The organism is Amycolatopsis regifaucium (assembly GCF_001613935.1).
In the GTDB taxonomy this organism is placed as follows: domain Bacteria; phylum Actinomycetota; class Actinomycetes; order Mycobacteriales; family Pseudonocardiaceae; genus Amycolatopsis; species Amycolatopsis regifaucium.
In genome coordinates, this window is the sequence record NZ_LQCI01000034.1 from 454,886 (window position 1) to 480,949 (window position 26,064).

Sequence of the window (26,064 nt, forward strand, 5' to 3'; positions counted from 1 at the left end):
GGGCGTACCGGGTGAGTGGACTACGTTCATCCCGACGAACAAGACACCCGCGGGGGGAAAAGGCGATGCCGCATTCGTTCTCGCTGTCGCTGGCGGCGGTGGACATCCTGCTCGAACACGGCCGGTTCGGACCGGCTCCGGTGCCGTTCGAGGTCCCGCACATCGGTACCACCACCGACCAGCGCGCGATGGTGCGCGAGGCCGTCTTCCGCGATCTCGAAGGCCGTGGCCTGATGCGCGGCGGCAGGCTCGACGCCGACGTGGAACTCGCGCTCGCCACGTTCGTCCGGCCGCAGCTCGCCGTGTGGGCGGTCGCGCAGATGGACAAGGACAAGCAGCTGTTCGCGAGGGCGGCGACGAACGGCCAGTTCGCGGTCCTCGTGCGCCAGGACGAGAACCTGCTCGTGTTCGAGGAGACCAGGCCGACCGCGATCGTCGCGTCGATCGTCGACCTGCTGCCGCTCACCCCGCCCGGTCCCGGCCAGTCCGTCACCATCGCGAAGCCGGCGAGCACGCCGAAGCGCCCTCGCAACGACGACGCCTACGACCCCTTCGCCGGTGTCAGCGGTCCCCGTTCCCACGGGTCGAACCCGCAGCAACGGCAGGTGGAACGGATCTTCGAGAAGCCGAAGACGCGCGTGGGCCAGTTCAGTGTGTTCATCCGCGGTGGCCAGGTGTTCCCTCCGCTGGCGTGGTTCGACACCGAGGCAGGCCGATTCATGATGACCTCGCGCCGGGCGGCCGACGGGCAAAGCTGGCTGACCTACGCTCCCGCCGACAACGCGAGGATCGCGCAGCAGCTGTATGCCCAGCTCGAAGGCCAGTTCTGAACAAGCCGGAACCAGGGTGACGCCCGTTTCGTCACAGTTTCGGAGCGGCCTTCGGTGATCGGAGAATCACCGTTGCGCTGAGTGCCCGGCTAGTAGACTGCCGGGCGGTACGCACGGCGAGAAGACGATGCAGTGGGGCGGGCGATGGCTTTCGAAGCGGACGGCGGACAGGCGGCACCGAATTTCTCGATCGGCTCCGCGATGGGCGCGGCGGCGGGCTATGTCGCGAAGGGCGGCCTGAACGAGGCAGCGGTCGCCAAGGTCAGCGCCGAGACCCAGAAGCTGGTCGCCGCCGCCAAGAACGGCGGCTTCACGATCACCGAGAAGGGCGTGGAACCCCTGCGCAAGGCGCTGGCGGACATGTCCGAGCACCTCGACACGCTCAAGGCGAAGACGGTGCACCTTTCGCAGGCCCCGAAGCTGGGCGGGCACCCGTACGGCAAGGCCGTCGCGGCGCACGACCAGAAGGGCGCCTCCGAGTCGGCCGGATCCGCCGCCGTCGTGCTCGAACAGTTCGCCAAGGTGGTCAAGGACGCCGACGAGGCGCTGGCCAGGGCGGCCGGGCTGTACAAGGGAGTCGAAGATCGCGCGGTCGACGCCACCAAGAAGATCCAGGCTTGAGGACGATGAAGAAGCTTTACGCCTTGCCGCTCGCCGCGGCCGCACTGGTACTCACCGCCTGCTCCAGCGAGAAGCCCGGCACCCCTACCGCCGCGCCGACCTCGGCGCCGGGGCAGTCGGCTTCGTCCGCCGCGCCGCCGTCCACCGGCGGAGGGAACACCGCGTCGCTGGACCCGTGCTCGCTCGTCAGCGCGGCCGACCTGTCTTCGTACGGGACCTTCAAGGCGCCGGAGAGCGGCGAAGACGGGGGAGCCCGCACCTGCACTCTCACGAAGGACAAGGCCACCGCCGGCGAAGAATCGCTGACCGTCAGCGTCGGTGTCCGTGACTCGCAGGGGCTCGACGGCGTCAACGACGCCGGCAACGGCAAGACCAACGGCAACGTGCAGGGCCGCAAGGCGGTCCTGGTCCCGACCCCGCCGACGAACTGCCTGATGGCGCTCGAAGCGGGCGCCACTTCGCGGGTGGACGTCGTCACGGTGTCGACCGATCCCGAGAAGGCCTGCGGGATCGCGGAGAAGGTCGCGGACATCGTCGCACCGAAGCTTCCGAAGAGCTAAGGGGGAATCAGGATGACCACGAAGACACCCAACCTGAGCGAGAAGCAGGTCGCCGACCTTTCGCCCGCGGCACGTGACGCCTACTTCCAGCAGAAGGCGAACGAGGGCGTCGACCCGAGTGACGGCTGGCTCTTCGGCGCCGTCAAGCAGTTCATCGCCACCGGGCAGGCGCATCAGCAGGCTCAGGAGGTCGGCGACAAGAACGTCGACCAGCTGACCAAGAACGGCGAGGTCCAGTACGTCGAGGGGCTGGAGCCGTCGAACGCGGACTACCAGGGCTACGACCACGAGAAGCTCAAGCAGTTCGTCAGCAGCGACTTGAACGTCGAGCAGGTCACCCAGGTCTCCACCGCGTACCACGACATCCACAAGGCTTTCGAAAGCTTCGCGAACACGATGACCCAAGCGGTCAACGCGTCGCAGGGCACCTGGGACGGCGAGGCGGCCGCCAACGCGAAGGGCTATTTCCAGAGTCTCAGCAAGTGGTCCGAGGCGAACTCGCAGAACGCGAAGCTCGCGTCCGAGACGATCTACGACCAGGGCACCGCGGCTTCCAACGTGAAGAACGTGATGCCCGAGCCGATCCCGTTCAGCTGGAAGGACGAGGTCGGCGGCTGGATGACGTCGAACCCGTTCAACCTCGGCGAGAACATCGACAAGTCCATCCAGAAGCAGCAGGACAGCCAGGAGGCGCACACCCAGGCCGCCGCCGCCATGCACGAGTACGACAAGTCCTTGTACGAGGCCGCGTCGAAGCAGCCCGTGTTCGCCGAGCCGCCGAAGTTCGGCACCGGCGGCGGTGAGGGGACTGGGGACCGGAGCGACATCTACCGGGTGCCTCCCGGGTCGAACCCGCCCGGCTCCACCCCGCCCGGCAACACCTACATCCCGCCCGGTAACGGCGGCGGAGGCGGCGGTGGTGGTGGCGGCGGAGGCGGCGGCGGCGGCACTGGGGGCGGCGGTACCGTCATCCCACCGGGCACGAGCCACATCCCAGGCCCCGGGTCCACCACGGGGTCCGGCAGCCTTCCCTCGGGCACGACGCCTTCGGGTTTCCAGACCACGCCGTCTCCGATCAGCATGCCCGGGCCCAACACCAACATGAACGCGATGCCGATGAGCCCCATGCCGATGTCGCCCATGATGGGCGGCGGCATGGGTGACTCGGACTACAACAGCCGGACCGGCCGCGGCGGTGGCGGCAGCGGGTTCGGCCCCGGCAGCGGCGCGAGCTCCACACCCGGTGCGGGTTCCGCGTCCGGCGCGGCCCGCCCCGGCGGGGTCGGTGCGGCCGAAGCGGCGGCCGGTCGCGGTATGGGTGGTCTCGGCGGTGGCGCCGCCGGCCGTGGCGGCCCGGGTATGGGCGGCGGCATGGCCGGCCGCGGCCAGAACTCCGAGGGGGACGAGGACACCGAGCACCAGCGTCCGACGTACCTCGTCGAGGGCGACCCGGACGAGGTCTTCGGGACCGACATGCGCACCGCACCGCCGGTCATCGGCGAATAGCTCTCCCCGAATGGCCCCCTTGCTCGCGAGCAAGGGGGCCATTCTCTCGCAGATAATCAGCGCTTTATCTGATCGCGCCTTGTGCTCACGATTCGCGAAGGTTCTCGAGGTGGTTACGTCTGGGTCAGCGCCCGTGCTGGGCGACCAGCGGATCGCGGTCGTAGCGCAGGCTGGACCGGCCGAAGGAGTGGATCAGGTTTTCCCAAAACCGGTCCCCGGTCAACGGCGCCCGGACGGAGGCCAGCATCTCCTGGATCTCCGGCCGCTCGAGTGAGCGCCTGGCGGCCGCGATCTCCTCCGCGGGCACCGCACCGCCGGTGGCCGCGGACAGTTCCTCCGGCGTCCCCCGGCCCGCGTCCGCGATGGTCCACGCGACCGAGAGCAGCTTGTCGTGTCCCATCGGCCAGCCGGGAATCGAGATCGAGTGCGACGCCAGTGGGCTGGCCAACCCGAGGTCGTCGATCACCTTGTAGTCGTAGGACAGCAGCATGCCGGGGAAGCCGAGTGCGCCAGGAGAGGACACGACGGTTCGATCCTTGGCCGGCACGATCACCCACCGGTGGCCGACCGACACGGCGACGACCGGCCCCTGCTTGCCTTCCATGGCTTTGGCCAGTTCCGGCAGGTAGCCGGGCACCTGTGCGGCGTCCTCGGCGACGATCGGATGGGTCTTGGCCGTGGTGTCGAGCCAGAAGACGCGCGAATCGGTGATGGCGTTGGCGCCGATCCCGTGTTCGATCGCGGAAGGCGCTCGCAGCCAACCCGCGCTCACCACGGCCCAAACGCCGAGTACCAGCACCGGCAGCGCGGTCCACTTGCTCAGCGGCACGGCGAGCACCGGAAGGAGCAGCAGCAGGAGCGAGGGGAGCAACATGCGGCCGTGCATGTAGTCGCCACCCACGCGGGTGACATAGAAGAGCAGGCCGAGCGCGGCGATGACCGGCACCAAGACGACGATGGTCGTCGCACGCGGCATCTTTCGGAGTACCAGCGCCGCCAGGACGACCAACGTGAGCAGCGGGATCACCAGCAGATACGGGTCGAGCAGGTCGGCGATGTAGAAGAAGCCACGTTCCCAGCGGGCCTTGGACGCTTCCTTCGCCAACGCGGTGTTCGGGGTGATCAGGCCGTAGTAACCCATGCGGAAGATCTGGTAACCCACCGGCAGCACACCGGCCACGAGCATCCAGAGCAGAGCGCGTTTCCAGCCCGGCTTGACGATGATGAGCAGAGCGATGCCCACGAGCACCGTCACCAGCGCGAACTCGGGGCGGACCAACGGGCCGAGGCCGAGCACGAAGACCGTGCCCCAGGCCGATTTGCCGGGCTCGGTGGCGTGTCGGACCAGCAGCCACCACGTCCCGGCGAGCCAGCAGGTGACGAGGCCGGTCTCGAGGCCCGACGTCGCGAAATCCCAGAACGGCGAGAGCGCGAGGAGCACGAGCGCCCCGGCGGGCACGATCAGCTTCGAGGGGTGAAGCCGCCGTGCGCCGTCAAGGCCGAGTGCCATGCCGGCGACCGCGAAGATCAGGCCGAGGAAGACGGAAGCCCATTCGAGCCGGACGCCGAGGAGACCGGCAAGGGCGAGGATGTACGTCCAGAGCGTGCTGGTGTTGGCCTCGACGCGTTCACCGGCGTTGAACACCGGCCCGTTGCCGTCCAGAAGGTTCTGGACCGTCCGTAGCACGATCAGTCCGTCGTCGCATACCCACCGTCGTTGCCACGCGAGCCCCGCGAACAGCGCCACCACCAGCCCGATGGTGACGAAATTCCAGTCGAAACGACGTCGCGATGCCGATTCCGGGGTCCCCGGAGCAAGTACGGCTGTGTCCACGAGCAAACCCCTTAAGAAAGCGTGGTCTCATGAGGAGTAAGACTGAAATGGCGCCTGGGCTCCCCCGGAGTCGAACAATGACCGGCCCGCGACCACGACACGTTGCCTTACCTCTCGGAACAGATACTACGTTTGTGGCGACGGCTCGCTGACCACGGCTTCGGCGAGGATGATCCAGCTCCCCTCAGTAGCGGAAGAACTTCTCCTTGCGGCCCTGCCGCACCAGCTTGAGCCACTGCAGGAACGCCTTCGGATCGCGCTTCACACCGATGAAGTACAGCCCGAACCGTGCCACTTCGAGCGCGCCGATCTTGCGCATGCCCGGCTGCGAAAGCAGATACCCGCGGTTGCGGTAGGTGTAGTAGCGCTTGACCTCGTTCTCCGGGTCCTGCGCGTGGAACCGGCCGCCCAGCATCGGCTTGAACTCGTCCGAGCCGTCCGGGTGCAGGTACGCGGCCTTGAGCGAGGTGCCGAACGGCAGTCCCGAACGCACCAGGCGCCGGTGCAGTTCGACCTCGTCGCCGCGGAAGAACAGCCGCAGATCCGGCACGCCGACGACATCCAAAGTGGACGCGCGGAACAACGCGCCGTTCATCAGCGAGGCGATGCCGGGCAGGAAGTCGACGCCCAGTTCCGAAGACGAACGCTTCCAGGTCAGCCCGCGCCGCAACGGGAACGCGAGTTTCTCCGGTGAGTCGATGTTCGTGACCATGGGGGAAATCTCGGCCAGATCCCGTTTTTCGGCCTCTTCCAACAGGATCGCGAGGACGTTCTCGTCGGCGGGGCGGCCGTCGTCGTCGGCCAGCCAGATCCAGTCCGCGCCCAGCGACAGCGCGTGCAGCATGCCGAGCGCGAACCCGCCCGCGCCACCGAGGTTGCGGTGCGAGGGCAGGTAGGTGACGGGAAGCGGGTAGTTCTCGACGATGTCGCGTGCCGACTGGTCCGGCCCGTTGTCGACCACGACCAGGTGGTCGACCGGGCGGGTCTGGGCGGCGATGACCTTCAGCGATTCCGCGAGCAGCTCCCGCCGATGGCGCGTGACGACGACGCCGACGACGGCGCCTTCGGGCAACTGCCGGGTCTCGCTGGTCATCCTTGACCGCCGTTCGTCGCCGCCATCGGCTCGGGTTCGACATCGAACCGCTCCAGGGTCTCCTGGCTCATGTTCTCGAACGGGTCGCGCCCCTTGTAGCCGGTGAGCACCTCGCGCAGCGAACCGCGCTGCTTGATGTGCCCTTCGTCCATCCAGATGGCGGAATCGCAGAGCTCGAAGAGGAACTCGTCCGAGTGGCTGGCGAACACCAGGATGCCGGACCGCTTCACGAGATCCTTCAGCCGATCCTTCGCCTTGTTGAGGAACGCCGCGTCGACCGCGCCGATGCCCTCGTCGAGGATCAGGATCTCCGGGTCGATCGAGGTGACCACGCCCAGCGCCAGCCGGACGCGCATACCGGTCGAGTACGTCCGGAGCGGCATCTGGAGATAGTCGCCGAGTTCGGTGAATTCCGCGATGTCGTCGACACGCTGTTCCATCTGTTTCGCGGTCATTCCGAGGAACAGGCCGCGGATGATGATGTTCTCGAGCCCGGAGATCTCCGGGTCCATGCCGATGCCGAGGTCGAAGACCGGCGCGATCTTGCCGGAAATCCTCGCTGAACCGCGCGTGGGCTCGTAGATCCCGGACAACAGCCGCAGGAGCGTCGACTTTCCGGCGCCGTTGTGGCCGACCAGGCCGACCCGGTCGCCTTCCCGCAAGGACAAGGAAACGTCGTGGAGGGCTTCGATGATCGGCACCTTGCTTTCGGTGCCGATCTTGCCGCCGACCTTTCCCAGCACCTTCTTCTTCATGGAGCGGGTCTTCGCGTCGAAAATGGGAAAGTCGACGTAGGCGTTGTGCACATCAATGCTGACCATCTGTCACACCCAATAAGAGACGCGGGAACGGTAATTGCGCATCGCGACCAGCGCGAGGCCCCAGCCGATGACGGTGATGCCCAGCACCACGTACCAGCTGTTGATGCTGACGGCCTGGCCGATCAGTGGCGCGCGAACTATCTGGATGAAGTGGAAGAGCGGGTTGCCGTAGACGAACGGCAAGGCCCACGAAACGCCGACACGGGCGCCGCCCGCCATCAGCTGGTCGATCGGCCACACGATCGGCGTCATGTAGAAGAGCAGCTGGATGATCGAGTTGATCACCTGCGGGATGTCGCGGTACCGCGTCGAGATGATACCCAGCAACAGGGTGACCCAGCCGGCGTTCAAAGCGAGCACCAGGATGCCCGGGATGGCGCTCAGCGAGTACCAGCCGATGCCGGGGTGGCACAGGAGACCATCGGCGCACGCGCCGCTCATGGCGTACTGATGGTCCAGGCTGGTGAAGAAGATCGCGACCACGATGACGTAGACGATCAAGTTGTGGGCCAGCATCAGGGTCTGTCGCCAGACCGTCCGGAGCACGTACACCGAAAGCGGCGCCGGGAGCTGTTTGATCAGCCCCTCGTTGGAGATGAAGGTCTCCATGCCCTCGGAAAGGCAGCCGCTGATGAAGCCCCAGACGATGAAGCCGGTGCTGATGTAGGGCAGGAACGTCGCCGTCGGCAGGTTGAACAACTGTGAGTACAGGAGTCCGAGGCCGAGTGCGATGACACCCTGGCTGATGGTGATCCAGAACGGGCCGATCACCGAGCGGCGATAGCGCTGCTTGATGTCCTGCCAGCCGAGGTGTCCCCACAGCTCTTTGGCGGCGAAACCGGTCTTGATGTCGGCGAACGCGCGCGAAAAGGTCTTGCTGTCCGAGATCGGCGGAACCGAGGTCGGCGCAGCACCGTCGGCGGCGTGAACCGTGCTGGTGGCATGCACGGGAACGAGGGTACCGATGGGGCGCACGGTGCCTGGGCCACCCCGGGCGGAGCGCTTCCGTGCGCCCGCTCCGGTGACGGTGGGTGCGGCGTTACGATGCACGAATGCCGGCCCCCGACAGTACGGCTCCGGTCCCGGAGCCCGCCCGGCGCGCGTTGTATTACCTTGTCGCGCCGGTCGGTCACCCCAATTACGGTGACGAGCTCATCGCCGCGAGTTGGCTCCGGCATCTGGCTGAAGTGGCCCCGGACGCGGATGTGTGGGTGGACACCCACTCGCCCGGTCCGGCGGCCGTGCTGCTCGACGGGCTGCATCCGCGCGCGAAGTTCACCGACACCCTCTGGCGGCTCTGCTGGGAGGTCGCGTCCGAGGAGCCTTGGCAGGCCGCCGCGTGGGTCCGCGAGGCCGTCCACAACCCCGGGATGATGCCGAGGCTGCACCATGGCATCGAGCTGCTGGCCGAGGTGGACGTCATCCACGTCGTCGGCGGTGGCTACATCAACAAGCTCTGGCCGAAACAGATCGGTCTCTTGGCGGGTGCCGCCGCGGCCGTCGAGCGGTCCGGCGGCCGGGCGGCGATGACGGGACAGGGCCTGCTGCCCGCCTGCGACGACGTCACGCCGTTGCTGCGCGCGCTCGCCGACCGGTTCGAGATCGTGGAAGTCCGTGACGCCGCCTCAGCGGAGCTGCTGGACGTGCCGGTGGGGCTCGACGACGCCTTCATCGGCATCGGCCCGCACCTCTACGAGGCCACCGAAGACCTGCCCGAGGTCATGCTCTGCCTTCAATCCGACCTCGTCGAGGTGGGGATCGGCAAGCTGGCGGGCGCGGTGCTCTCGATGCTGCGGTCATGGAAGATCCCGCCGGAGAAGGTCGGCGTCGTCGAAGGGGTCCCTCGCGTCGACCGTGAGGTGTTCGCGCTTCTCGAGCGAGAACTGCCCGGCGCCCGGTTCTATCCGTTTTCGCACATCTGGACCCACGGGCTCCCGGCCGCGTCCCACCAGACCTGGATCTCCACCAGGTTCCACCTGCACATGCTGGCGTCCGCCGCGGGGGCGTCGGGGGTCGCGGTGTCGATCCACCCCGACTACTACGCGACGAAACACCGCTCCCTGGCCGCGCTCGGTTCCAACTGGACCCTGCTGGAAGACCTGAACCAGGTGCCGGATCGCCCGAAGGAGGGCGGTTACGCCCCCGAGGTGCTCGCGAACTTCAAGAGGGTGAAGGTGGAGCTGGCGAAGTCCATCTACGCCCCCGTGATCCGCCCCGAGCCGGAGCCCGAAGCGCCCGCGGAAGAACCCCCGATGGCGCCCCCACGACGTCGTCGATGGTCCCGAATCATCCGAGGTTGAGGACCGTAACCGTCCTCGATCCTCCCTAACGTCGGGTTCATGACCGAAGACGTCACGCCGTTCAAGATCGCCGTCCCCCAGCGAGATCTGGACGATCTCGCCGCCCGCCTGGCGAACACCCGCTGGCCCGACCAGCTCGACGGCGTCGGCTGGGGCCTCGGCACGCCGCTCGGTTACCTCCAGGACCTCGCCGAGTACTGGCGGCTCCGCTACGACTGGCGGACGCACGAGGAGCGCCTCAACGGCTTCCCCGGCTTCATGACGAACATCGACGGCGCGAACGTCCACTTCCTCCACCTCCGGTCGCCGGAGGTGGAGGCGACGTCGCTCGTGCTCACCCACGGCTGGCCGGGGTCCATCGTGGAATTCCTCGACGTCATCGGGCCCCTGTCCGATCCGCGTGCGTACGGCGGCGACCCCGAGGACGCGTTCCACGTCGTCGTGCCCTCGCTGCCCGGGTTCGGCTTCTCCGGGCCGACGACCGAAGCGAACTGGGGTCCCGACCGGGTCGCCGACGCGTGGCCGGTGCTGATGTCGCGGCTCGGCTACGAACGCTTCGGCCTGCACGGCGGCGACTGGGGCGCGATCGTGTCGCGTCAGATCGGCGTCCGGTACCCGGAGCGGGTGATCGGCGCCCACCTGACGATGCTCCCGAGCGCGGTACCGGAATCGGAGGCCGATCTCGAAGGACTCACCGGCGACGAACGCGCGCGAGGTGAGGCGGCGCTGGCGCGCGGGCGGGAGTTCCAGTACGGCGAGCTGGGCTACGCGATGATCCAGGCGACCAAGCCGCAAACGCTTGCCTACGGGCTCACCGACTCGCCTGCCGGGCAACTCGGCTGGCTGATGGAAAAGTTCAAGTCCTATTCGGACTCACGTGACGTTCCCGAAGACGCGATCGACCGCGACGATCTGCTGACCAACGTGATGCTCTACTGGCTCACCGGCACCGCGAACTCGTCGTCGCGGATCTACGCCGCGCTGGGCGGGGCCTGGGGTGAGGAGCCGCCGAGGTCCACTGTGCCCACCGGGGTCGCGGTGTTCCCGAAGGACACCGGCCTCCCGATCCGGCGGCTCGCCGAGCGGACCGACAACATCGTGCACTGGTCCACTCCGGACCGCGGCGGTCACTTCCCGGGGCTGGAGGTGCCGGACCTGCTCATCGGGGACCTGCGGGCCTTCTTCCGCACGCTGCGCGACCCGCGGCGCAAGTAGTCGGCTAGCTGTCCCGGGGCCGGCTGCTCTTCAGCGTCCACAAGGGACACCTTCTGTCGACTTGGTGCCCGATTGATGTTTCCATGTACGCCTACTCGAATATTCGCAAATCACCTAAATCGGGCGCTGTGGATTCGAGTCTTCACGGACACGCAATCGGGTCGCCCCGCGCCCTCCCTCAGAACTCCGGACGAAAGCCGCAATGAAGGGGCCTTTCATCGCAAAATTTGCGATGAAAGGCCCCTTCATTGCGCGCTGGTGAGGTGTCAGCGGGCCGGTGACACCTCAGAGGTACTGACCCGGCCCGTGCGACTCGCCGCCGGCTCCGTGGCCGCCCAGAGCGGTGCCGCCGGCGGAAGGCCCCGCCGGGAGCCCGCGGCGCATCTGCTCCAGCTGCACCCGCGCGGCCATCTGCTGCGCGAACAGCGCGGTCTGGATGCCGCTGAACAGCCCCTCCAGCCACCCGACCAGCTGAGCCTGCGCGATCCGCAGTTCGGCGTCCGACGGCGTCGAGTTCTCGGTGAAGGGCCGGACCAGCCGCTCCAGCTCGTGCTGCAGCTCCGGCGCCAGCGCCTGCTCCAGCTCGCGGATCGAGGTCTGGTGGATCTCGCGCACCCGCGTGCGGCTGGCGTCGTCCAGCGGCGCGGCGCGGACCTCCTCCAGGAGCTGCTTGATCATCGTGCCGATCCGCATCACCTTGGCGGGTTCTTCGACGAGGTCGCCGAGCGACTCCTCGCCGCCGCCGCCCTCGCCCTGCTCTCCGGAGGAGGCGAGGCGCGCGGTGCCGACCGGAGTGCCGTCGGGACCGACGACCACCACGTGCGGTGAGGACTCTCCGCCGCCGTCACCGGGGGTGGTCGATTCGCGGAAATCAGGGTCGGTCATGTGCTCCATCCTGGCCTACGTCGGGCACAAAGCGCAGCGTGGTTTTCGGCGCCGTCTCCGAGCGTAGCGGGAATCGTCGCGCCCCGTGGTCGGGCACCCAACCCCGGGTAAAACGCCAAACCGCACGTCCGTACGGTGTCCCCATGGCGTTCGACGTCGCTCGTATCCGTGGGTTGTTTCCCGCGCTGGGTGACGGCTGGATTCACTTCGACGGCGCCGCCGGAATGCTCGTACCTGAACAGGTCGCTTCGGCCGTATCCACGGCCATGCGCGCTCCGGTGTCCGGACCGGGCGGAGCGTTTCCGGCCTCCCAGCGTGCGGAAAGCATTGTCACGGCCGCTCGCCGGGCGGTCGCCGACCTCGTCGGCGCCGACCCGGCCGGAGTCGTGCTCGGGCCCAACGCGCCCGATCTCATCCGCCGTCTCGTCGACGCGATGGCCGACCGCTGGACGATCGGCGACGAGGTCGTCGTCTCCCGGCTCGACGAGGAGGCCAACCTCGCGCCATGGCGCCGCGCCGCCAAACGCGTCGGCGCGGTCGTGCGCTGGGGCGAGATCGACATCGAGACCTGCGAGCTGCCCGCGTGGCAGTACGAGAATCTCGTTTCCGCGCGCACCAAGGCCGTCGCGGTCACCCTGGCGTCCGGTTCGGTCGGCACCCGGCCCGACGTCCCGACGGTGATCGAGTTCGCCAAACGCGTCGGCGCGCTGGTCGTCGTCGACGCCACGTACGCGGCGCCGTTCGTGCCGCTGGACCTCAACGCGCTCGGCGCCGACGTGATGGTGGTTTCGGCGCAGGCCTGGGGCGGGCCGTCGGTGGGGGCGCTGGTGTTCCGCGACCCCGAACTGCTCGAACGCCTGCCGTCGGTCTCGCTCGACCCCGCCGCGCGCGGTCCGGCCCGGATGGAGCTCGGGCCGCACGCGTATCCGTTGCTGGCGGGCCTGATCGCGTCGATCGACTATCTGGCCGGTCTGGACGACGCCGCGATGGGCTCGCGGCGCGAGCGGCTGGTGACGTCGCTGGGTTCGGCGAAGTCATACCACGCGGGGCTTCTGGCGCAGCTGTCCACGGAACTGCGTTCGCTGCGGCACGTCATGGTCATCGGTGACGCCATGCGCCGGATTCCCGCGCTGGCCTTCGCCGTCGCGGGCAAGAAGGCGCCCGAGGTCGCGGAGTACCTGGCGTCCCAAGGACTCTGCGCCTTCGCCGACGACGGCACCAGCGGCGTCTTCGGCTCGCTGGGCGCCGCCGAAGTCGGCGGCGCCGTGCGGATCGGCCTCGCGCACTACTCGAACGTCTTCGAGGTCAATCAGCTCGTCCGGGTGCTGGAAGAGATCCGTTAAGACTTCGCCGCCAGCAGGACCTTGCCGAATACCGTGCCCTCTTCGAGCGCGCGGTGCGCGGACGCCGCTTCGGCCATCGGGAGGACCTGTCCGACGATCGGCTTCACCGAACCCTGCTCCACCAGCGGCCACAGCCGTTCGCGGACGTCGGCGACGATCGCCGCCTTCTGCTCCAGCGGCCGCGACCGCAGCCCGGCGGCGTATACGCTCACGCGTTTGCCCAGCAGCTTGCCGATGTTCAGCTCGCCCTTGACCCCGCCCTGCATGCCGATGATCACCAGCCTGCCGTCCGCTTTCAGCGCGTCGATGTTGCGGTCGAGGTACTTCGCGCCCATGTTGTCGAGGATGACGTCCGCGCCGCCGGTCTCGGCGCGCAGGACCGCCACGCAGTCCTGCTCCTTGTAGTTGATCGCGATGTCGGCGCCGAGCTGACGGCAGCTCTCCAGCCGCTCCTCCGATCCGGCGGTCACGGCGACCGTCGCGCCGAGCGCCTTGGCGACCTGGATCGCGTGCGTGCCGATCCCGCCGGCTCCGCCGTGGACGAGCAGGACCTCGCCCTCGGACAGCCGGGCATGCATCACCACATTCGCCCAAACCGTGCACGCGACTTCGGGCAGTCCGGCGGCCGCGAGTAATTCGACTTCGGCGGGAAGCGGGAGCAGTTGTCCGGCCGGGACGGCCACCTTTTGTCCATAGCCGCCACCGGCGAGCAAAGCACAAACCTCGTCCCCGATTCGCCATCCTTCGACGCCTTCGCCGATTTCGGCGATCGTGCCCGAACATTCGAGGCCGATAATTTCGCTGGCACCCGGCGGAGGAGGATAGTGACCCTGGCGTTGCAGCAGGTCAGCACGGTTGACCGCACTCGCCGCGACGTCGATGACCACTTCACCTTCGCCCGCTGTCGGATCGGGCACTTCGGTCCATTCGAGAACGTCGGGATCGCCGGGCTCACGGATGGTGATCGCATACATACAAACGACCATATCCCGGTGTCGTAAAGTCCGCCGAACGTCGGTTGACCTGTGGCGCAAACCACACAAAGGTGACGCCCATGTCATATTCGCGAAGAAGCATTGTTCCCTCGATCGTGGTGATGGCCACCGCCGCGCTCACGGTCGGGATGGCTCCCGCTGCGACGGCCGTCACGGGAATCGACGGACCCGCGCTGGCTAAGCAGCTCGTCACGAAGGTCGACGTGAACAACGTCAACCGGCACCTGATCGCGTTGCAGCGGATCTCGGACGCGACCGGTGGCCGCCGCGCGGCCAGCACCGAGGGCCACAAGCGGTCCGCGGAGTACGTCGCCACGAAGCTGGAACAGGCCGGGTACACCGTCACCCGGCAGGAATTCCCCTTCACCTACGCGGAAACCCTCGCCGAGAAGCTGACGGTCGCGGGCGCGGACGTCCCGATCATCATCATGTCCTACAGCCCCTCCACGCCCGCCGGTGGAATCACCGCCCCGCTCGCGGTGGTCCCGGTCGACGACACCAGCGGCTGCGAGGCGGCCGACTACGCGGGCGGTGTCGCCGGCAAGATCGCGCTGATCCAGCGCGGCGGCTGCTCCTTCGCGCAGAAGCAGGCGACAGCCGCCGAGGCCGGCGCCGTCGGCGCGATCGTCTACAACAACGTTCCGGGCCCGGTCAACGGCACCCTGGGCGACCCGGCCGCGGGCAAGATCCCGACCGGTGGCATCACCCAGGCCGACGGACAGGCGCTCGCCGCCAAGAACGGCGCCTCGGTCACCCTCGATCTGCGTGCCTTCCAGGAGGCGCGGACCAGCTACAACGTCATCGCCGAGACCAAGACCGGTCGCAAGGACAACGTCGTGATGCTCGGCGCCCACCTCGACAGCGTCACCGAGGGCCCCGGCATCAACGACAACGGCACCGGCTCCGCCGCGCTGCTGGAAACCGCGCTTCAGCTGGGCAGCAAGCCCAAGGCCGGCAACGCCGTCCGCTTCGGCTGGTGGAGCGCCGAGGAGTTCGGGCTGGTCGGCTCGACCCACTACGTCAACTCGCTGAGCTTCGAGCAGCAGCTCGACATCGCGCTCTACCTGAACTACGACATGATCGGCTCGCCGAACGCCGCGTACTTCGCCTACGACGGTGACGACTCCGACGGTGTCGGCGCGGGCGCGGGCCCGTACGGTTCGGCGCAGCTCGAGAAGACCCTCGTGGACTACCTCGAGAAGGGCAAGGGCGTCCCGGTCGAGGGCACGGACTTCACCGGCCGTTCGGACTACGGCCAGTTCATCGCGGTCGGCATTCCGGCCGGTGGCCTGTTCACCGGCGCCGAAGGCGTGAAGACCGCGGCTCAGGCGGCGAAGTGGGGCGGAAGCGCCAACGTTCCTTACGACAAGTGCTACCACCAGGCCTGTGACAACCTCGGCAACGTCGACCGCGTCGCGCTCGAGCGCAACTCGGACGCCGTCGCCTGGGCGCTGGGCGTGTACGCGACCAGCACCGAGAACATCAACGGTGTCCCGGCCGGCAAGGCCGCGAAGCCGACCGCCGTTCGCGCGGCCGAGCGGTCCGCGCAGCGGAGCATGACGGCTTCGGTGCAGGCTGACGACCACCATGGTGTGGTCGCCGCGTAGTAGCTCCCTCAAGTGCAATGAAGGGGCCTTTCATCGCAAAATTTGCGATGAAAGGCCCCTTCATTGCGTCTCCGAAGCGCGAAACTCAGCCCAGGCTGTTGGTCGCGAAGGTGTCGCACCGCGCGGGCTCACCGGTCTGGAAGCCGGTGCTGAACCACTTCTTCCGCTGCGCCGACGTGCCGTGGCTGAACGTCGACTCGTCGACCCGGCCGCCGCCGAGTTTGGACTGGATGTAGTCGTCACCGATGCGCGAAGCCGTGTCCAGTGCGGAATTGACGTCTTCCTGGCTGATCTCGCTGATCAGCGGCCTGCCGGTCTCGGTCGGCGTGGTCGTGGCGTGGTTCGCCCAGACACCGGCGTAGCAGTCGGCCTGCAGTTCGAGCCGCACCGATCCCGACGTCGGCCCGCTTCCGGTGCCCTTCTTGGAGACGCCGGTCAGGTTCTGGACGTGGTGGCCGTACTCGTGTGCCAGCACGTACGCCTCCGCGAACGGCCCGCCCTGCGCGCCGAACTTGGTGCGGAGTTCGTTGAAGAACCCGAGGTCGATGTAGACCTCCGAGTCGCCGGGGCAGTAGAACGGTCCGACGTCCGACGTCGCGTTCCCGCAGGCCGTGTTCACGCCGCCGTTGAAGAAGTTCGTGACGGCCTTGCGGTAGGTCGACCCGGACCGCTGGAACTCGCTTCCCCAGTAGTCCTGGATCGAGTTGATGATGGCGACGATCGCGCAGTCGTGGTTCCGGTTCGCGTCCGCGCCGGTCTTGCATTCCTGCGACAGCGTCGTGTTGTCCACCTGCTGTCCGGAACCCACGTCGCCGAGACCGCCGAACCCACCCGAGGACGGGTTGAGGCTCACGCCGCCGAACTGGGAGAGGAGGAAGTAGATGACGAGGCCGACCACGCCGAGCCCGCCGCCGCCGAGCGCCACCCGGCCGCCGATACCGCCACCACCACCGCCGCCGCGCATGTCCTCGACTTCGGAAGTGTCCAGGCCCGCGCCTTCGTCGAATCGCACGAGGGAAGCGTAGCCCGAGAAGCCCGGATATGCCTGGGTGCGGCCACTTCGCCATGGCCGCACCCAGAACTACCGAGGTTGTGTTGCTCTGTTCGCCGGTTGGCCGCGATCACCGGGCCGGCGTCCGGCACTGCCGAGGCGGTCGAAGAGGCCGCGAACCCGAAACAGGCACGAGTGACGCCGAATGCGCGAGAATTGTCGAGCGCATCTACAGATGCCCGCGCTCGTCGCTGTTCACAGTCGCGACCGACCCGGATCTTTCCGTTCCGGTCGCGGGACACAGCAGGCGGTCAACCGCGAGAATCACCCGCCATACCACCACCTGAACCCTTCCCGGCTGGGAGCAGGTCCGGCGCCCTACCTACGGTGCGCCCGGTACTTGCCCGACCATCCGCTGACAAGAAGAATGCGCCTTTTCTCGCCGAGTCTCAACCTTTTCGTGACCCTCCTTCGGGCGAATGTCCCACCGGGTTTTCAGGGACCGAAAAGTGACCGGTGGGTCTGCGCCTCGTTCGATCAACGATCTACTCTGCGTGGATGGCGGTGGAGCAGAAGAATGTGCGCTGGCTGAACGAGTCCGAGATGGTCGCGTGGCGCTCGTACATCGTCGCCACCATGCGGCTGCGACAGCGCCTGCACCGCGAACTCGCCGAGCGTCACGACGTCACGCTCGCCGACTACGAGGTCCTTGTCTGCCTTTCGCTCCAGCCCGACGACCGGATGCGGATGTCGGAACTGGCGAGCATGCTCGGCTCGACCAAGAGCCGGCTTTCGCACCAGATGGTCCGGCTGGAGGCCGAGGGGATCATCGGCCGCACCCGCGACCCGGCGGACAAACGCGGCGTCGTCGCGGAGCTGACCGAACGCGGCAGGGAACTGCTCGAAGACGCGGCGCCGACGCACGTCGAGGGTGTCCGAGAGCACCTGATCGACTTGCTGAGCCCGGAAGAGCAACAGGTGCTGGGGCAGGCCTTCGGCCGGGTGCTGGAGCACCTGTCGGAGATCGACGGTCTCTCGCGCCTGCCGTCGGTCACCTGACCACGGTGCTCGAGGCAAATGGGTGATTTCATCCGACCTCAAGAAGAATCGCGGATGAACACCAGTCGAATCAATGTGCCGCTCAACGGTAAAAACCGCTCAACTGATCTTCGTGTCTGGTGTGGCATACATCCGATCTCTAGGCTTCTTATCGCGAGAAAATGTGAGTCCATCGCGAAAGGAAGAGCCCTTGTCCAAGGCGAAACGGCGATACGCCGGCCTGCTGGTGACCGCCGGCCTCATCTGTGGCTTGTTCGTGGGGGAAACGGCCGGGGCCGCCCCCACCGGCGACTTCGCCGCCAAGGACCACAGCAGACCCTTGCCACCCGGAGCGGCCCCGGTGGCCCCGCTCGCTCCCGCCGTCGCTCAGGCGCAGATCGCCGCCAACCCGGTGATCTGCGAGGGGGACGGGGTCTCCGGCAAGCGCGTCGAGCTGGTTTATGTCCGTGAGGCCGGGCAGCCCGACCGGTACGCGGCCGTCGTGCCGTCCCTGCGTGCCTACGCGTCGGGGATCGACGACGCGTTCAACGACAGCGCCGCGGCGACGGGCGGCAGCAGGCACCTCCGCTACGTGACGACCGCCGGCGCGGGCTGCCAGGTCGCCGTCGCCAGCCTCGTGGTCGCCGACGGCACCTACAAATCCGGCGCGATCCGCGAACTCGCCATCAAAGCGGGCTTTCAGGACGCTGATCGCGACTACATGCTCTTCTCCGACAATCCCCTCACCTGTGCCGGTACCTGGGGCGACAACGACGACCAGCCCGGCCCCGCCAACGCCTTCAACAACGGCAGGCACTACACGGAGATCGCCGTGCCCTGCTGGGGGGTCAACGCCGCGGCGCACGAACTGGGCCACATGCTCGGCGCGGTACTGCCGGGCGCCCCGCACTACCAGGGCGGCGGGCACTGCTCCCAGGAATGGGACCTGATGTGTTACGGCGACACCCAGTCCTTCGACTGCACACAGCGCGCTTTCGATCGGCTCCTGGACTGCGGCAACGACGACTACTTCAGCACCGCCCCCACCCCCGGCAGCTGGCTCGCCACCCACTGGAACGTCGCCAACAGCGCCTTCCTGATCAAGAAGGACACCCCAGACAACGACGACGGCCACGCCCAAGGCGGGAAGACCTACGTCATCACCGGCAGCAGCGGAAACGCGATCGACGTCATCGGTTCGTCGACCGGCGGTCTCGTCAAGCTCAGTCAGCGGCCCCGGAACGACGCACTGAGCCAGAAGTGGATCCTGGGATACGACACCGGTCTCCAGCTCGTCAACGCCAACAGCCAGCTGTGCGCCGACAGCGCCCAGAGCGGGACGGCGCCCGGGACGCAGATCCTTCAGTACGACTGCAACGGCCAGAACGGCATGCGGTGGGCGTTCCAGCCGCTCGGCAACGGCCGCGTGGCGATCTTCAACTACCTGACGGGTTACGCGATCACCGACGGCGGCGCGTATCCGGCGCCGCTGGTCCAGCAGCCCTACACCGGGGCGGCCAACCAGCAATGGACCCTCGATCCCGTCGCCGATCCCGGTCCGACGGCGGGCAAGAAGTACTACCTCTCCGTCGCCACCAACGGCAACAGCGCGGCCGTGGTCGACGGCTCGACGTCGGCCGGGGCGAAGATCACCAACGTGGCCAGGCAGAACGACAACGGCCAGAAGTGGAAGCTCACCGACGCGGGTGGCGGCTACTGGAAGATCGTCAACGAGCGGAGCGGCCAGTGCCTGCGGCCGGTCTCCGGCAGCACCGCGGAAGGCGCGAACCTCGAACAAACGCACTGTGGTTCATCCGGCGATCAGCAGTGGAAGCTGCTCCGGAGTGCCGACATGCGCTACGGGCTGGTGAACCGGGCCAGCAAGCTGGCGGTGCGGCAGGTCGACGACGGCACGGCTTCGCTCCTGGAGCAGCGGCCTTTCGTGGGTGGCCGTAGCGACGAGACGGTCTGGGCGCTCGTGCCCGCCTGATCCCGAGATGGGACGGCGAAGCTCCCCGGTCCGCGGGCCTGGGAGCTTCGCTTTTCGAAACCGGCTCTCAAGACTGGCGGTAGCGGTGGGATTCGAACCCACGGAGGACAGAGCCCTCGCATGTTTTCAAGACATGTTCCTTCGGCCGCTCGGACACGCTACCGCCGTCGAGGATATCCGACGGTTCCTTGTCGGAACGCTTCGGATCTAGTCGAAGTCCCAGTCGGTCGAGATTCCGATGATGACGACCAGCAGCGCGAGACCGACGATGATCGCGACGCCGAGGTAGCCGATGATGATCGCCGCGAGCGCCATCCCCTGTCCGCCCGCTTCACCGCGTTTGGCCTTGGCGTGCGCGACATGCCCCATGATGACGCCGATCAGTGACGGCAGCCCGCTGCAGACGACCAGGCTGGCGATCGACACGACCAGTGCCGCGATCGCCAGGCCCTGTTCCTGCGGCGGCATCGGCGGGCCGTATCCGTAACCCGGTTGCTGGTACGGCTGTCCGTAAGGTTGCTGCCCATAGGGCTGCTGCTGACCGTAGGGATCCTGCGGAGATGTCACGAACACACCGTAACCGTCCGAGTGCGGTTCAGGAGGCCTGACTCTTCGCGGCTTTCGCGGCGATGCGCGCCTGCACCTCCGGACGGCGCAACGGCGGCACCGTCGGCGGCGGCTGACGGCGCGCGGGCAGTTCGGAGAGCAGCCGTTCGGTGATGCGGGTGATCTCGGCGACGGCGGCCTCGAACGGTTCGCGGGTGGCGTCCGAGAGGCTCTGCACCCCGGTCACCTTGCGTACGTACTGACGGGCGGCGGCCTCGATCTCTTCCGGCGTCGCCGCCGGCTCCAGGCCTCGAAGCGTGGTGATGTTCCGGCACATGCCCCGATCGTACGTCCGGCCACCGACGTTTCCGGGTGCTTCGATCACACAGTCGGTTAGAAGCTGGCCCGGTTCGTTGACGCCGAAAAACGCGCTTGGGCAGTCTCGGCGGAGTGCCCCTCAGACCCCGCTCGCTACGCCGTGCCCCCGTCGAGCCGATCCCCGAACCGGCCGAACCCTCACCGATACCCGAACAGGTCTGGCAACGCGTTCCCATCGACGCGCTGATCGACCTCGTCACCGAGGTCTTCACCGCGCACGACCTGCCGTGGTCGCGTGCCCGCATGGCCGCCGAGGCGCTGTGCCACGGCGATCTCACCGGCACCCCGGAGACCGGGGTCGCCGAGCTGACCCGGCTGCATCTGCCGATGCTGGTCAACGGCATGGTGCGGCCGAGGGCCGAACCGCTGATGATCGCCGACCGCGGCGCCGCCGCCCTGATCGACTACCGCCGCGCGCCGGGACTGTGGGCCGTCGGCGACGCGATGGACCGGGCGGTGACCCGGGCGGGCCGGTACGGCGTCGGGCTCATGTCGGTCCGCGGTGTCGGTCCGTTCGGCCGCGCCGGGCATCATGCCGCGAGGGCGTTGCCGCACACGATGATCGGTCTCGTCATGGCGGCGGGCGGGGAACGCGGGACGGCCGCGAATCCGCTCGGCATGGCCGCCCCGGCGGGCGCGTATCCCGAATTCGTCCTCGATCTGGACACGCTGACGGACGCCGACAGCGCCGCCATCGCCGGATTCGCTCTACTGGTCGAGATCTTCGCCGGGGTGCTGTCCGGCGTCGGCGATCACGACCACGACACCGGCCTGATGGTGATGGCCATCGCGCCGACGACGCTGCGCAGCGCCGACGGTTTCTACAAGGCCGCGAGCGCGTTGTTCGGGAGCCTGCTCGGCTGGGAGGGCGGGACGCCGGTCCGCTATCCCGGCTGGCGCGAGGCGCAATACCTCGAACAGTGTCAGGCGCTGGGTGTCCCGCTGAACGAGCCGGTGCACCGCGAACTCGAGGAACTCGCCAGGGCGTTGCGCCTGCCGCCGCTGCAAGGCCGCTAGGCGCCTAGGACAGGACTACGCGGCCGCCTTCGCCGCCGACCTCCACGACGTCGCCGTTCGTCAGCTGCCGACCGCGCCGGACCTCCACCTCGCCGTTGACCGTGACCTCTTCGGCGTCGAGGAGGTCTTTGGCGTGCGAACCGTCTTCGGCCAGATTGGCCAGTTTGAGGAACTGGCCGAGGCGGATCGGCTCGCCGGTGATCGGGACGTCGTGGATGCTCATGGGGAGATCATCCCCGTGCGTCCATCTTCCGGTACAAGGTGGCGACGTCGGTGTCGAAATAGCTGCTGTAGGACGTGTCCGGATCGTCCCCGCCGTAGAGATAACCGCCGATCACCCCGACGACCGTGCCGAGTTCGGTCGCCGGGTCGGGGTCGACCACCCATGGGCCGCCGCTCGTGCCGGTCGTGAAGCCGGGGCAGTCGACCCGCATCTGGTAGGTGTCGGCCTGGCTGCTGGTGCCGTGGCAGACGAGCGGCGCTTCCCGCTCGTCGGGATAACCGGTCAGGGTGATCGTGTGGGCGAATCCGCCGCTCGCCAGCAGGGTGTTGGCGCCGGTGACGCTTTCGAGGGTTTTCGGGTTGCCCGCCTGATGCGCGGTCGCGAACCCGACATCGAGATCCGGATCGGACGAATCGGCCCAGCCGTCGGGAACCTGCGGATCCGAGACCTCCCAATAGCCGTAAGGCGCGACGCCGTCGTGATAGCCGGGCGCGAACGAGATTCCCGTCGCGTATTCGCCGCCTTCGCCGTCATGGAGGCAATGAGCCGCGGTGAGCAGGAGATCACCGGGGCCGCTGTGGACGACGCTGGCCGTGCAGAAGTGCGAGCCGTCGAGGAAGAGCGCGCCGATGGCCGGGTTGTACCGCGGCGAGGCGGGGGTGACCTTCACCGGCGTGGCGGCGTCGTCGGCTGAGGGGCCACCGGGGTCGGACGCGGCGGAGCAAGCGGTCAGCACGACACAGAGCACGACCAACAGGGCGCGGCGCATCGCCTTCCTTTCGCTTGTCCACGGCTGCCTGGCTACAGATCACCATAAGCGGTCCCTGAGCACAGCCCGAATCGATCAACACACAGCAAGCTCACAGCCGTAGTATGTGTTACTTCCGGTAACGGTCGAGCGGGATGGATGGAGCGGGCATGAAGTCGTTCACGGACAAGGTCGCGGTGATCACGGGCGCGGGCTCGGGGATCGGCAGGGCGCTCGCGATCGAACTGGCGGGACGCGGGGCGAGGCTGGCGCTTTCCGACGTCGACGCCCTCCGCGTGGCCGAAACCGTCGCGCTCTGCGCGTCCGCCGCCGGAAAAGCGGACGCGAAAGCGTACGAACTGGACGTCGCGGACCGTGACGCCGTTCTCGCCAACGCCGAGGAGGTCGCGGCCGATTTCGGGGGCGCCAACCTCGTGGTGAACAACGCCGGGGTCGCGCTCGGCGCGACGGTCGAGGAAATGACCTGGAACGACTACGACTGGCTGATGGGGATCAATCTCGGCGGTGTGGTCAACGGGACGAAGGCTTTTCTGCCGCAGGTGATCGCTTCGGGTGACGGGCACATCGTCAATGTTTCGAGTGTGTTCGGCTTCATCGGCGTGCCTACGCAGAGTGCCTACAACGCGGCGAAATTCGCGGTGCGCGGGTTCACCGAGGCGCTGCGGCAGGAAATGCTGATCGCCCGGTATCCGGTCGCGGTCAGCTGCGTGCACCCCGGTGGCATCAAGACGAATATCGCCCGCGACGCGCGAGGCGGTGCCGAGCAGGACCTCGACAAAGCGGCGGACGGATTCGAGAAGATCGCGAGGACGACGCCGGAGCGCGCCGCGCAGACCATCGTGCGTGGTATCGAACGAGGGACACCGCGCATCCTGATCGGCGCGGACGCCTATGTCATCGACGCGATTCCCCGCTTGCTCGGCTCCTTTTACCAGCGGCCACTGGCGCTGCTGGGCCGGTTGGGCATGCGGAGGGTGAAGAAATGAGCAACCTCTGAACGGAGTAACCCTCCGTGGTCCGGACGGCCTGGGATAACTCGATCGGGGTGCATTACTTACGGCGGCGTCGGAAATGCACCACAATGCTCACGTTCGTGATTCCGCTTCCGGAGGTCCCCATGCCGCGCGCCGCCCAGCGCCGTCCGTCGGCCGATGCCGCTTCCAGCGCGGCCGTCGAGACAGTCGAATTGCTGGACCGGACCGGGATCATCGCGGCGAGCCTGCCGAAACGGCGGCGCAGCCCCGAGAACGAACGCGAGCCGGAGCCACTGCCGATCCGGCCACCGGTCTGTGCACCGGTCGTCGACAAGGACCTGCGGCCCAAGGCCGTCGTCATCCACCGTCGGGCCAGGTCGTGGTTGGCCGGTGGGGCCGGGGTGGCGCTGCTCGCGATCGGCTGGATCGCCGGAATGACCACCCTCGCGTCGCCGGTCGACGACGCCCTGTCCGAGCAACCGTTGCCCGCCGTGGCGACTCAGCAGGCCGTGCCCCAGCCGCCCGCCGCGCAGCCCGCGCCGCAGCCCGCCCCGGTGACCGTCTATGTCCCGGTCACCGTGAAGCAGCAAGTGCCCGCGACGACGACGAAGAAGAAGGCGGCGGCGAAGGATCAGGTCGTCGCCTTGCCGCCTGCCCAGACGAGTGCGTCGGAGCAGCCGCGCATCGACACCGGGTCGTCGGACAAGGCCGCGGACGACTTGCGGAACATGATGGATCCCACCGTGGCGAGTTCGCTCGCGATGCGCATGGCGCAGGGGATGATGACCTACAGTTCCGGTCGCTGAGACCTTCTTCGGTCCGGTTGGTCGTGAGTGGCGTTTCGGGTGCTGGCCAAGGGTGTTTGAGGTACCTACGGCGGGTGAGCCCGGTAGCCGCCTGGCCGTGAGGACTTTTGGGAGACTTGTATTCGGTTACCCGCTGGTGTGGGGCTGGTGCGGGATGCCGTTGATCAAGGTGTGAGACGGGCGGCGACGCCGGCGGAACCATTCTCGGGCAGGTCAGGCGTATGTACTTCACGCGAGCAGGACCGCAGGTGACGAGTAGGTACCTAGGAGAGGGTTCGTTCTAACCTGCGCTTACCCCGGGAATCGATCCTCCACAATGGACACTGACGGTCGTCGTGGGCCGGATGGGCGCTGACACAGCGGAATTGATCGACTACCGTGAGCCAAGGGGAGGGGCTCATGAAAGAGGGGGATTCCGCACGGGGCACCGCGTTCAAGGCCGCTTTCGCGGTCGGCGAGTTCCGTGCGTTGTGGGCGGCCGAGGCGCTTTCGCAGGCCGGTGACCAGCTGGCAAGGGTCGCGTTGTCGGTGCTGGTCTGGGAAAGAACGGCGTCGGCGGGACTGACCGGGCTCACCTACGGCCTGACGTATCTGCCGACGCTGATCGGCGGCACCCTGTTCGCGGGGCTGGCCGATCGGTATTCGCGACGGACGGTGATGATCGTCTGCGACCTGCTGCGCGCGGCGGTCGCCGCGCTGATGGCCGTCCCCGGGACACCGCTGCTCGTGCTGGCCGGACTGCTGGTGATCCTGACGATGGCGGGCGGACCGTTCCGGGCGGCGCAGCTGGCGTTGCTGCCGGACGTCCTCGAAGGCGAACGGTACGTCGCCGGGCTCGCGGTGCGCACGATCACCATCCAAACGGCACAGCTGGCGGGTTTCGGCGGTGGCGGACTCGTGATCGGGCTCGTGACGCCCTACTGGGGACTGGTGATCGACGCGGTGACCTTTGTGGTCTCGGCGCTGCTCGTGTCCACAGGGGTCCGTCGCCGGACACCGGCGGTCACGGAATCCTCGGTGAAAAGCCGGGTGGGGCGGGCATTCAGTGGTGCGGGTGCCCGGGAACTGTGGCGGGGCAAAGGAATCCGGGTGCTGTTCGGGTTGAAGATGCTCGCCGGGTTCGCCATCGCGCCGGAGGGGCTCGCGGCGCCGCTCGCCGGTGAACTCAGGGCCGGGAGTTTCGCGGTCGGTCTCATTCTCGCGGCGGATCCGGTGGGTTCGGTAATAGGATCGTGGATCTTCACGAAATGGGTTCCGGCGCGGCGGAAAACGCGTATCGTCGGCATTCTCGCCATTGCATCCGTTGTTCCTTTGCTCTTTCTTTTCTTTCGCCCTCCGCTGCCGGTTTGTCTCGCTTTGATCGGGCTGAGCGGGGCCTGCGCGGCGCCGTACCACCTGCAGGCCGTCGCGTTGATGGCCCGCGCGGTCCCGGACGGCGTCCGAGCGCAGGTGATGGGCCTGACCTCGACGAGTTTGGTGACCGTGCAAGGGATCGGGATCATGCTGGCGGGCGGGCTGGCCCAGTTGACCGGCCCGTTCGTGGCCGTCGGGGTGGCCGCGGCGGTCGCCGTCGCCTCGGCGGGCCCGATGGCGGTGGCGTGGAAACGTGCCATCGCCACCGGGTCCGATGTATGGCTCCCGGCCGGGAGCCGAACGGGTTGATTCGATGGGATCAGTCCTCGCGACCGTTCATGATGGTCCTCCCTCCCACTGCTCCATCTG

Annotated in this window: 25 protein-coding genes and 1 tRNA gene; 14 read left to right on the forward strand and 12 right to left on the reverse strand. The window is 67.8% G+C overall.

Annotation, left to right across the window (positions count from 1 at the left end):
• Positions 1-65: 65 nt before the first annotated feature.
• The 4 genes from AVL48_RS25955 to AVL48_RS39860 all read left to right on the forward strand — a co-directional run bounded on the left by AVL48_RS25955 (position 66) and on the right by AVL48_RS39860 (position 3,517).
• Positions 66-830, forward strand: a complete 765-nt coding sequence (locus tag AVL48_RS25955) for an ESX secretion-associated protein EspG (protein ID WP_061980325.1) — start codon at positions 66-68, stop codon at positions 828-830.
• A 144-nt stretch (positions 831-974) separates the two neighbouring features.
• Positions 975-1,451 (forward strand): hypothetical protein, encoded by a 477-nt coding sequence (locus tag AVL48_RS25960; RefSeq protein WP_244162522.1) that lies wholly within the window; start codon positions 975-977, stop codon positions 1,449-1,451.
• Positions 1,452-1,456: 5 nt separating this feature from the next.
• Positions 1,457-2,011, forward strand: a complete 555-nt coding sequence (locus tag AVL48_RS25965; RefSeq protein WP_061980324.1) for a DUF3558 domain-containing protein — start codon at positions 1,457-1,459, stop codon at positions 2,009-2,011.
• A gap of 12 nt (positions 2,012-2,023) precedes the next feature.
• Positions 2,024-3,517 (forward strand): WXG100 family type VII secretion target, encoded by a 1,494-nt coding sequence (locus tag AVL48_RS39860; RefSeq protein WP_061980323.1) that lies wholly within the window; start codon positions 2,024-2,026, stop codon positions 3,515-3,517.
• Positions 3,518-3,641: 124 nt separating this feature from the next.
• On the opposite strand, the gene AVL48_RS25975 is transcribed toward AVL48_RS39860, so the two are convergent.
• The 4 genes from AVL48_RS25975 to wzm all read right to left on the reverse strand — a co-directional run bounded on the left by AVL48_RS25975 (position 3,642) and on the right by wzm (position 8,213).
• Entirely contained in the window at positions 3,642-5,351 is a 1,710-nt protein-coding gene (locus tag AVL48_RS25975) for an arabinofuranosyltransferase AftB family protein (protein ID WP_244162521.1), read from the reverse strand.
• A gap of 184 nt (positions 5,352-5,535) precedes the next feature.
• On the reverse strand, positions 5,536-6,444 hold the full coding sequence (gene glfT1 / locus AVL48_RS25980; protein WP_061980322.1) for a galactofuranosyltransferase GlfT1: 909 nt from the start codon (positions 6,442-6,444) through the stop codon (positions 5,536-5,538).
• A complete protein-coding gene (gene wzt, locus AVL48_RS25985) occupies positions 6,441-7,265 on the reverse strand; it encodes a galactan export ABC transporter ATP-binding subunit Wzt/RfbE (RefSeq protein ID WP_061980321.1) in 825 nt (274 codons plus the stop codon). Before wzt ends, glfT1 begins: the two co-directional genes overlap by 4 nt.
• A gap of 3 nt (positions 7,266-7,268) precedes the next feature.
• Complete coding sequence (gene wzm / locus AVL48_RS25990; RefSeq protein ID WP_061980610.1) at positions 7,269-8,213, reverse strand: galactan export ABC transporter permease subunit Wzm/RfbD; 945 nt, start codon at positions 8,211-8,213, stop codon at positions 7,269-7,271.
• A 104-nt stretch (positions 8,214-8,317) separates the two neighbouring features.
• Between wzm and AVL48_RS25995 the strand changes: the two genes are divergently transcribed.
• Together AVL48_RS25995 and AVL48_RS26000 are read left to right on the forward strand one after the other, a co-directional pair.
• Entirely contained in the window at positions 8,318-9,565 is a 1,248-nt protein-coding gene (locus AVL48_RS25995) for a polysaccharide pyruvyl transferase family protein (RefSeq protein WP_061980320.1), read from the forward strand.
• Between the two features lie 39 nt (positions 9,566-9,604).
• A complete protein-coding gene (locus tag AVL48_RS26000) occupies positions 9,605-10,780 on the forward strand; it encodes an epoxide hydrolase family protein (protein ID WP_061980319.1) in 1,176 nt (391 codons plus the stop codon).
• Positions 10,781-11,065: 285 nt separating this feature from the next.
• On the opposite strand, the gene AVL48_RS26005 is transcribed toward AVL48_RS26000, so the two are convergent.
• A complete protein-coding gene (locus AVL48_RS26005; RefSeq protein WP_061980318.1) occupies positions 11,066-11,674 on the reverse strand; it encodes a bacterial proteasome activator family protein in 609 nt (202 codons plus the stop codon).
• A 134-nt stretch (positions 11,675-11,808) separates the two neighbouring features.
• Between AVL48_RS26005 and AVL48_RS26010 the strand changes: the two genes are divergently transcribed.
• Positions 11,809-13,008 carry a cysteine desulfurase-like protein gene (locus AVL48_RS26010; RefSeq protein WP_037315320.1) on the forward strand — a complete coding sequence of 400 codons (1,200 nt, stop codon included), beginning with the start codon at positions 11,809-11,811 and terminating at the stop codon, positions 13,006-13,008.
• On the opposite strand, the gene AVL48_RS26015 is transcribed toward AVL48_RS26010, so the two are convergent.
• Positions 13,005-13,982, reverse strand: coding sequence for an NAD(P)H-quinone oxidoreductase (locus AVL48_RS26015; protein ID WP_061980317.1), 978 nt, complete (start codon positions 13,980-13,982; stop codon positions 13,005-13,007). The two genes, AVL48_RS26010 and AVL48_RS26015, sit on opposite strands and share 4 nt — an antisense overlap.
• 80 nt (positions 13,983-14,062) lie before the next feature.
• Here AVL48_RS26015 and AVL48_RS26020 point away from each other — a divergent pair, with 80 nt between their 5' ends.
• Positions 14,063-15,610: a M28 family metallopeptidase gene (locus AVL48_RS26020; protein ID WP_208616244.1), complete on the forward strand. Its 1,548-nt coding sequence runs from the start codon at positions 14,063-14,065 to the stop codon at positions 15,608-15,610.
• 85 nt (positions 15,611-15,695) lie between these two features.
• Here the strand turns inward: AVL48_RS26020 and ypfJ are convergent, their stop codons facing one another.
• Positions 15,696-16,622: a KPN_02809 family neutral zinc metallopeptidase gene (ypfJ, locus tag AVL48_RS26025; protein WP_061980608.1), complete on the reverse strand. Its 927-nt coding sequence runs from the start codon at positions 16,620-16,622 to the stop codon at positions 15,696-15,698.
• Positions 16,623-17,159: 537 nt separating this feature from the next.
• Between ypfJ and AVL48_RS26030 the strand changes: the two genes are divergently transcribed.
• Complete coding sequence (locus AVL48_RS26030) at positions 17,160-17,660, forward strand: MarR family winged helix-turn-helix transcriptional regulator (RefSeq protein ID WP_061980316.1); 501 nt, start codon at positions 17,160-17,162, stop codon at positions 17,658-17,660.
• 190 nt (positions 17,661-17,850) lie between these two features.
• A complete protein-coding gene (locus tag AVL48_RS26035; protein WP_061980315.1) occupies positions 17,851-19,629 on the forward strand; it encodes an RICIN domain-containing protein in 1,779 nt (592 codons plus the stop codon).
• A gap of 74 nt (positions 19,630-19,703) precedes the next feature.
• On the opposite strand, the gene AVL48_RS26040 is transcribed toward AVL48_RS26035, so the two are convergent.
• The 3 genes from AVL48_RS26040 to AVL48_RS26050 form a co-directional block, all read right to left on the reverse strand.
• Positions 19,704-19,792 (reverse strand) — tRNA-Ser (locus tag AVL48_RS26040).
• 44 nt (positions 19,793-19,836) lie between these two features.
• Complete coding sequence (locus AVL48_RS26045; RefSeq protein WP_061980607.1) at positions 19,837-20,196, reverse strand: DUF4190 domain-containing protein; 360 nt, start codon at positions 20,194-20,196, stop codon at positions 19,837-19,839.
• Positions 20,197-20,224: 28 nt separating this feature from the next.
• Positions 20,225-20,512, reverse strand: a complete 288-nt coding sequence (locus AVL48_RS26050) for a DUF2277 domain-containing protein (protein ID WP_061980314.1) — start codon at positions 20,510-20,512, stop codon at positions 20,225-20,227.
• A gap of 113 nt (positions 20,513-20,625) precedes the next feature.
• Here AVL48_RS26050 and AVL48_RS26055 point away from each other — a divergent pair, with 113 nt between their 5' ends.
• Entirely contained in the window at positions 20,626-21,570 is a 945-nt protein-coding gene (locus AVL48_RS26055) for an Ldh family oxidoreductase (RefSeq protein WP_244162520.1), read from the forward strand.
• 4 nt (positions 21,571-21,574) lie between these two features.
• Here the strand turns inward: AVL48_RS26055 and AVL48_RS26060 are convergent, their stop codons facing one another.
• A complete protein-coding gene (locus tag AVL48_RS26060; RefSeq protein ID WP_061980312.1) occupies positions 21,575-21,793 on the reverse strand; it encodes an RNA-binding S4 domain-containing protein in 219 nt (72 codons plus the stop codon).
• A 7-nt stretch (positions 21,794-21,800) separates the two neighbouring features.
• Entirely contained in the window at positions 21,801-22,562 is a 762-nt protein-coding gene (locus AVL48_RS26065; protein WP_061980311.1) for a trypsin-like serine peptidase, read from the reverse strand.
• A 149-nt stretch (positions 22,563-22,711) separates the two neighbouring features.
• Between AVL48_RS26065 and AVL48_RS26070 the strand changes: the two genes are divergently transcribed.
• The 3 genes from AVL48_RS26070 (at position 22,712) to AVL48_RS26080 (ending at position 26,004) form a co-directional block, all read left to right on the forward strand.
• Positions 22,712-23,548: an SDR family NAD(P)-dependent oxidoreductase gene (locus AVL48_RS26070; protein WP_061980310.1), complete on the forward strand. Its 837-nt coding sequence runs from the start codon at positions 22,712-22,714 to the stop codon at positions 23,546-23,548.
• Positions 23,549-23,655: 107 nt separating this feature from the next.
• Positions 23,656-24,342 carry a hypothetical protein gene (locus tag AVL48_RS26075; protein ID WP_244162519.1) on the forward strand — a complete coding sequence of 229 codons (687 nt, stop codon included), beginning with the start codon at positions 23,656-23,658 and terminating at the stop codon, positions 24,340-24,342.
• Between the two features lie 399 nt (positions 24,343-24,741).
• Positions 24,742-26,004 carry an MFS transporter gene (locus tag AVL48_RS26080; protein ID WP_061980308.1) on the forward strand — a complete coding sequence of 421 codons (1,263 nt, stop codon included), beginning with the start codon at positions 24,742-24,744 and terminating at the stop codon, positions 26,002-26,004.
• The last annotated feature ends 60 nt before the right edge of the window (positions 26,005-26,064 follow it).

Coding starts and splice junctions, on each gene's coding strand:
- AVL48_RS25955 (WP_061980325.1), top strand. CDS start 66: ATGCCGCATTCGTTCTCGCTGTCGCTGGCGGCGGTGGACATCCTGCTC.
- AVL48_RS25960 (WP_244162522.1), top strand. CDS start 975: ATGGCTTTCGAAGCGGACGGCGGACAGGCGGCACCGAATTTCTCGATC.
- AVL48_RS25965 (WP_061980324.1), top strand. CDS start 1,457: ATGAAGAAGCTTTACGCCTTGCCGCTCGCCGCGGCCGCACTGGTACTC.
- AVL48_RS39860 (WP_061980323.1), top strand. CDS start 2,024: ATGACCACGAAGACACCCAACCTGAGCGAGAAGCAGGTCGCCGACCTT.
- glfT1 (WP_061980322.1), bottom strand. CDS start 6,444: ATGACCAGCGAGACCCGGCAGTTGCCCGAAGGCGCCGTCGTCGGCGTC.
- wzt (WP_061980321.1), bottom strand. CDS start 7,265: ATGGTCAGCATTGATGTGCACAACGCCTACGTCGACTTTCCCATTTTC.
- AVL48_RS25995 (WP_061980320.1), top strand. CDS start 8,318: ATGCCGGCCCCCGACAGTACGGCTCCGGTCCCGGAGCCCGCCCGGCGC.
- AVL48_RS26000 (WP_061980319.1), top strand. CDS start 9,605: ATGACCGAAGACGTCACGCCGTTCAAGATCGCCGTCCCCCAGCGAGAT.
- AVL48_RS26005 (WP_061980318.1), bottom strand. CDS start 11,674: ATGGAGCACATGACCGACCCTGATTTCCGCGAATCGACCACCCCCGGT.
- AVL48_RS26010 (WP_037315320.1), top strand. CDS start 11,809: ATGGCGTTCGACGTCGCTCGTATCCGTGGGTTGTTTCCCGCGCTGGGT.
- AVL48_RS26015 (WP_061980317.1), bottom strand. CDS start 13,982: ATGTATGCGATCACCATCCGTGAGCCCGGCGATCCCGACGTTCTCGAA.
- AVL48_RS26020 (WP_208616244.1), top strand. CDS start 14,063: ATGTCATATTCGCGAAGAAGCATTGTTCCCTCGATCGTGGTGATGGCC.
- AVL48_RS26030 (WP_061980316.1), top strand. CDS start 17,160: ATGGCGGTGGAGCAGAAGAATGTGCGCTGGCTGAACGAGTCCGAGATG.
- AVL48_RS26050 (WP_061980314.1), bottom strand. CDS start 20,512: ATGTGCCGGAACATCACCACGCTTCGAGGCCTGGAGCCGGCGGCGACG.
- AVL48_RS26060 (WP_061980312.1), bottom strand. CDS start 21,793: ATGAGCATCCACGACGTCCCGATCACCGGCGAGCCGATCCGCCTCGGC.
- AVL48_RS26065 (WP_061980311.1), bottom strand. CDS start 22,562: ATGCGCCGCGCCCTGTTGGTCGTGCTCTGTGTCGTGCTGACCGCTTGC.
- AVL48_RS26070 (WP_061980310.1), top strand. CDS start 22,712: ATGAAGTCGTTCACGGACAAGGTCGCGGTGATCACGGGCGCGGGCTCG.
- AVL48_RS26080 (WP_061980308.1), top strand. CDS start 24,742: ATGAAAGAGGGGGATTCCGCACGGGGCACCGCGTTCAAGGCCGCTTTC.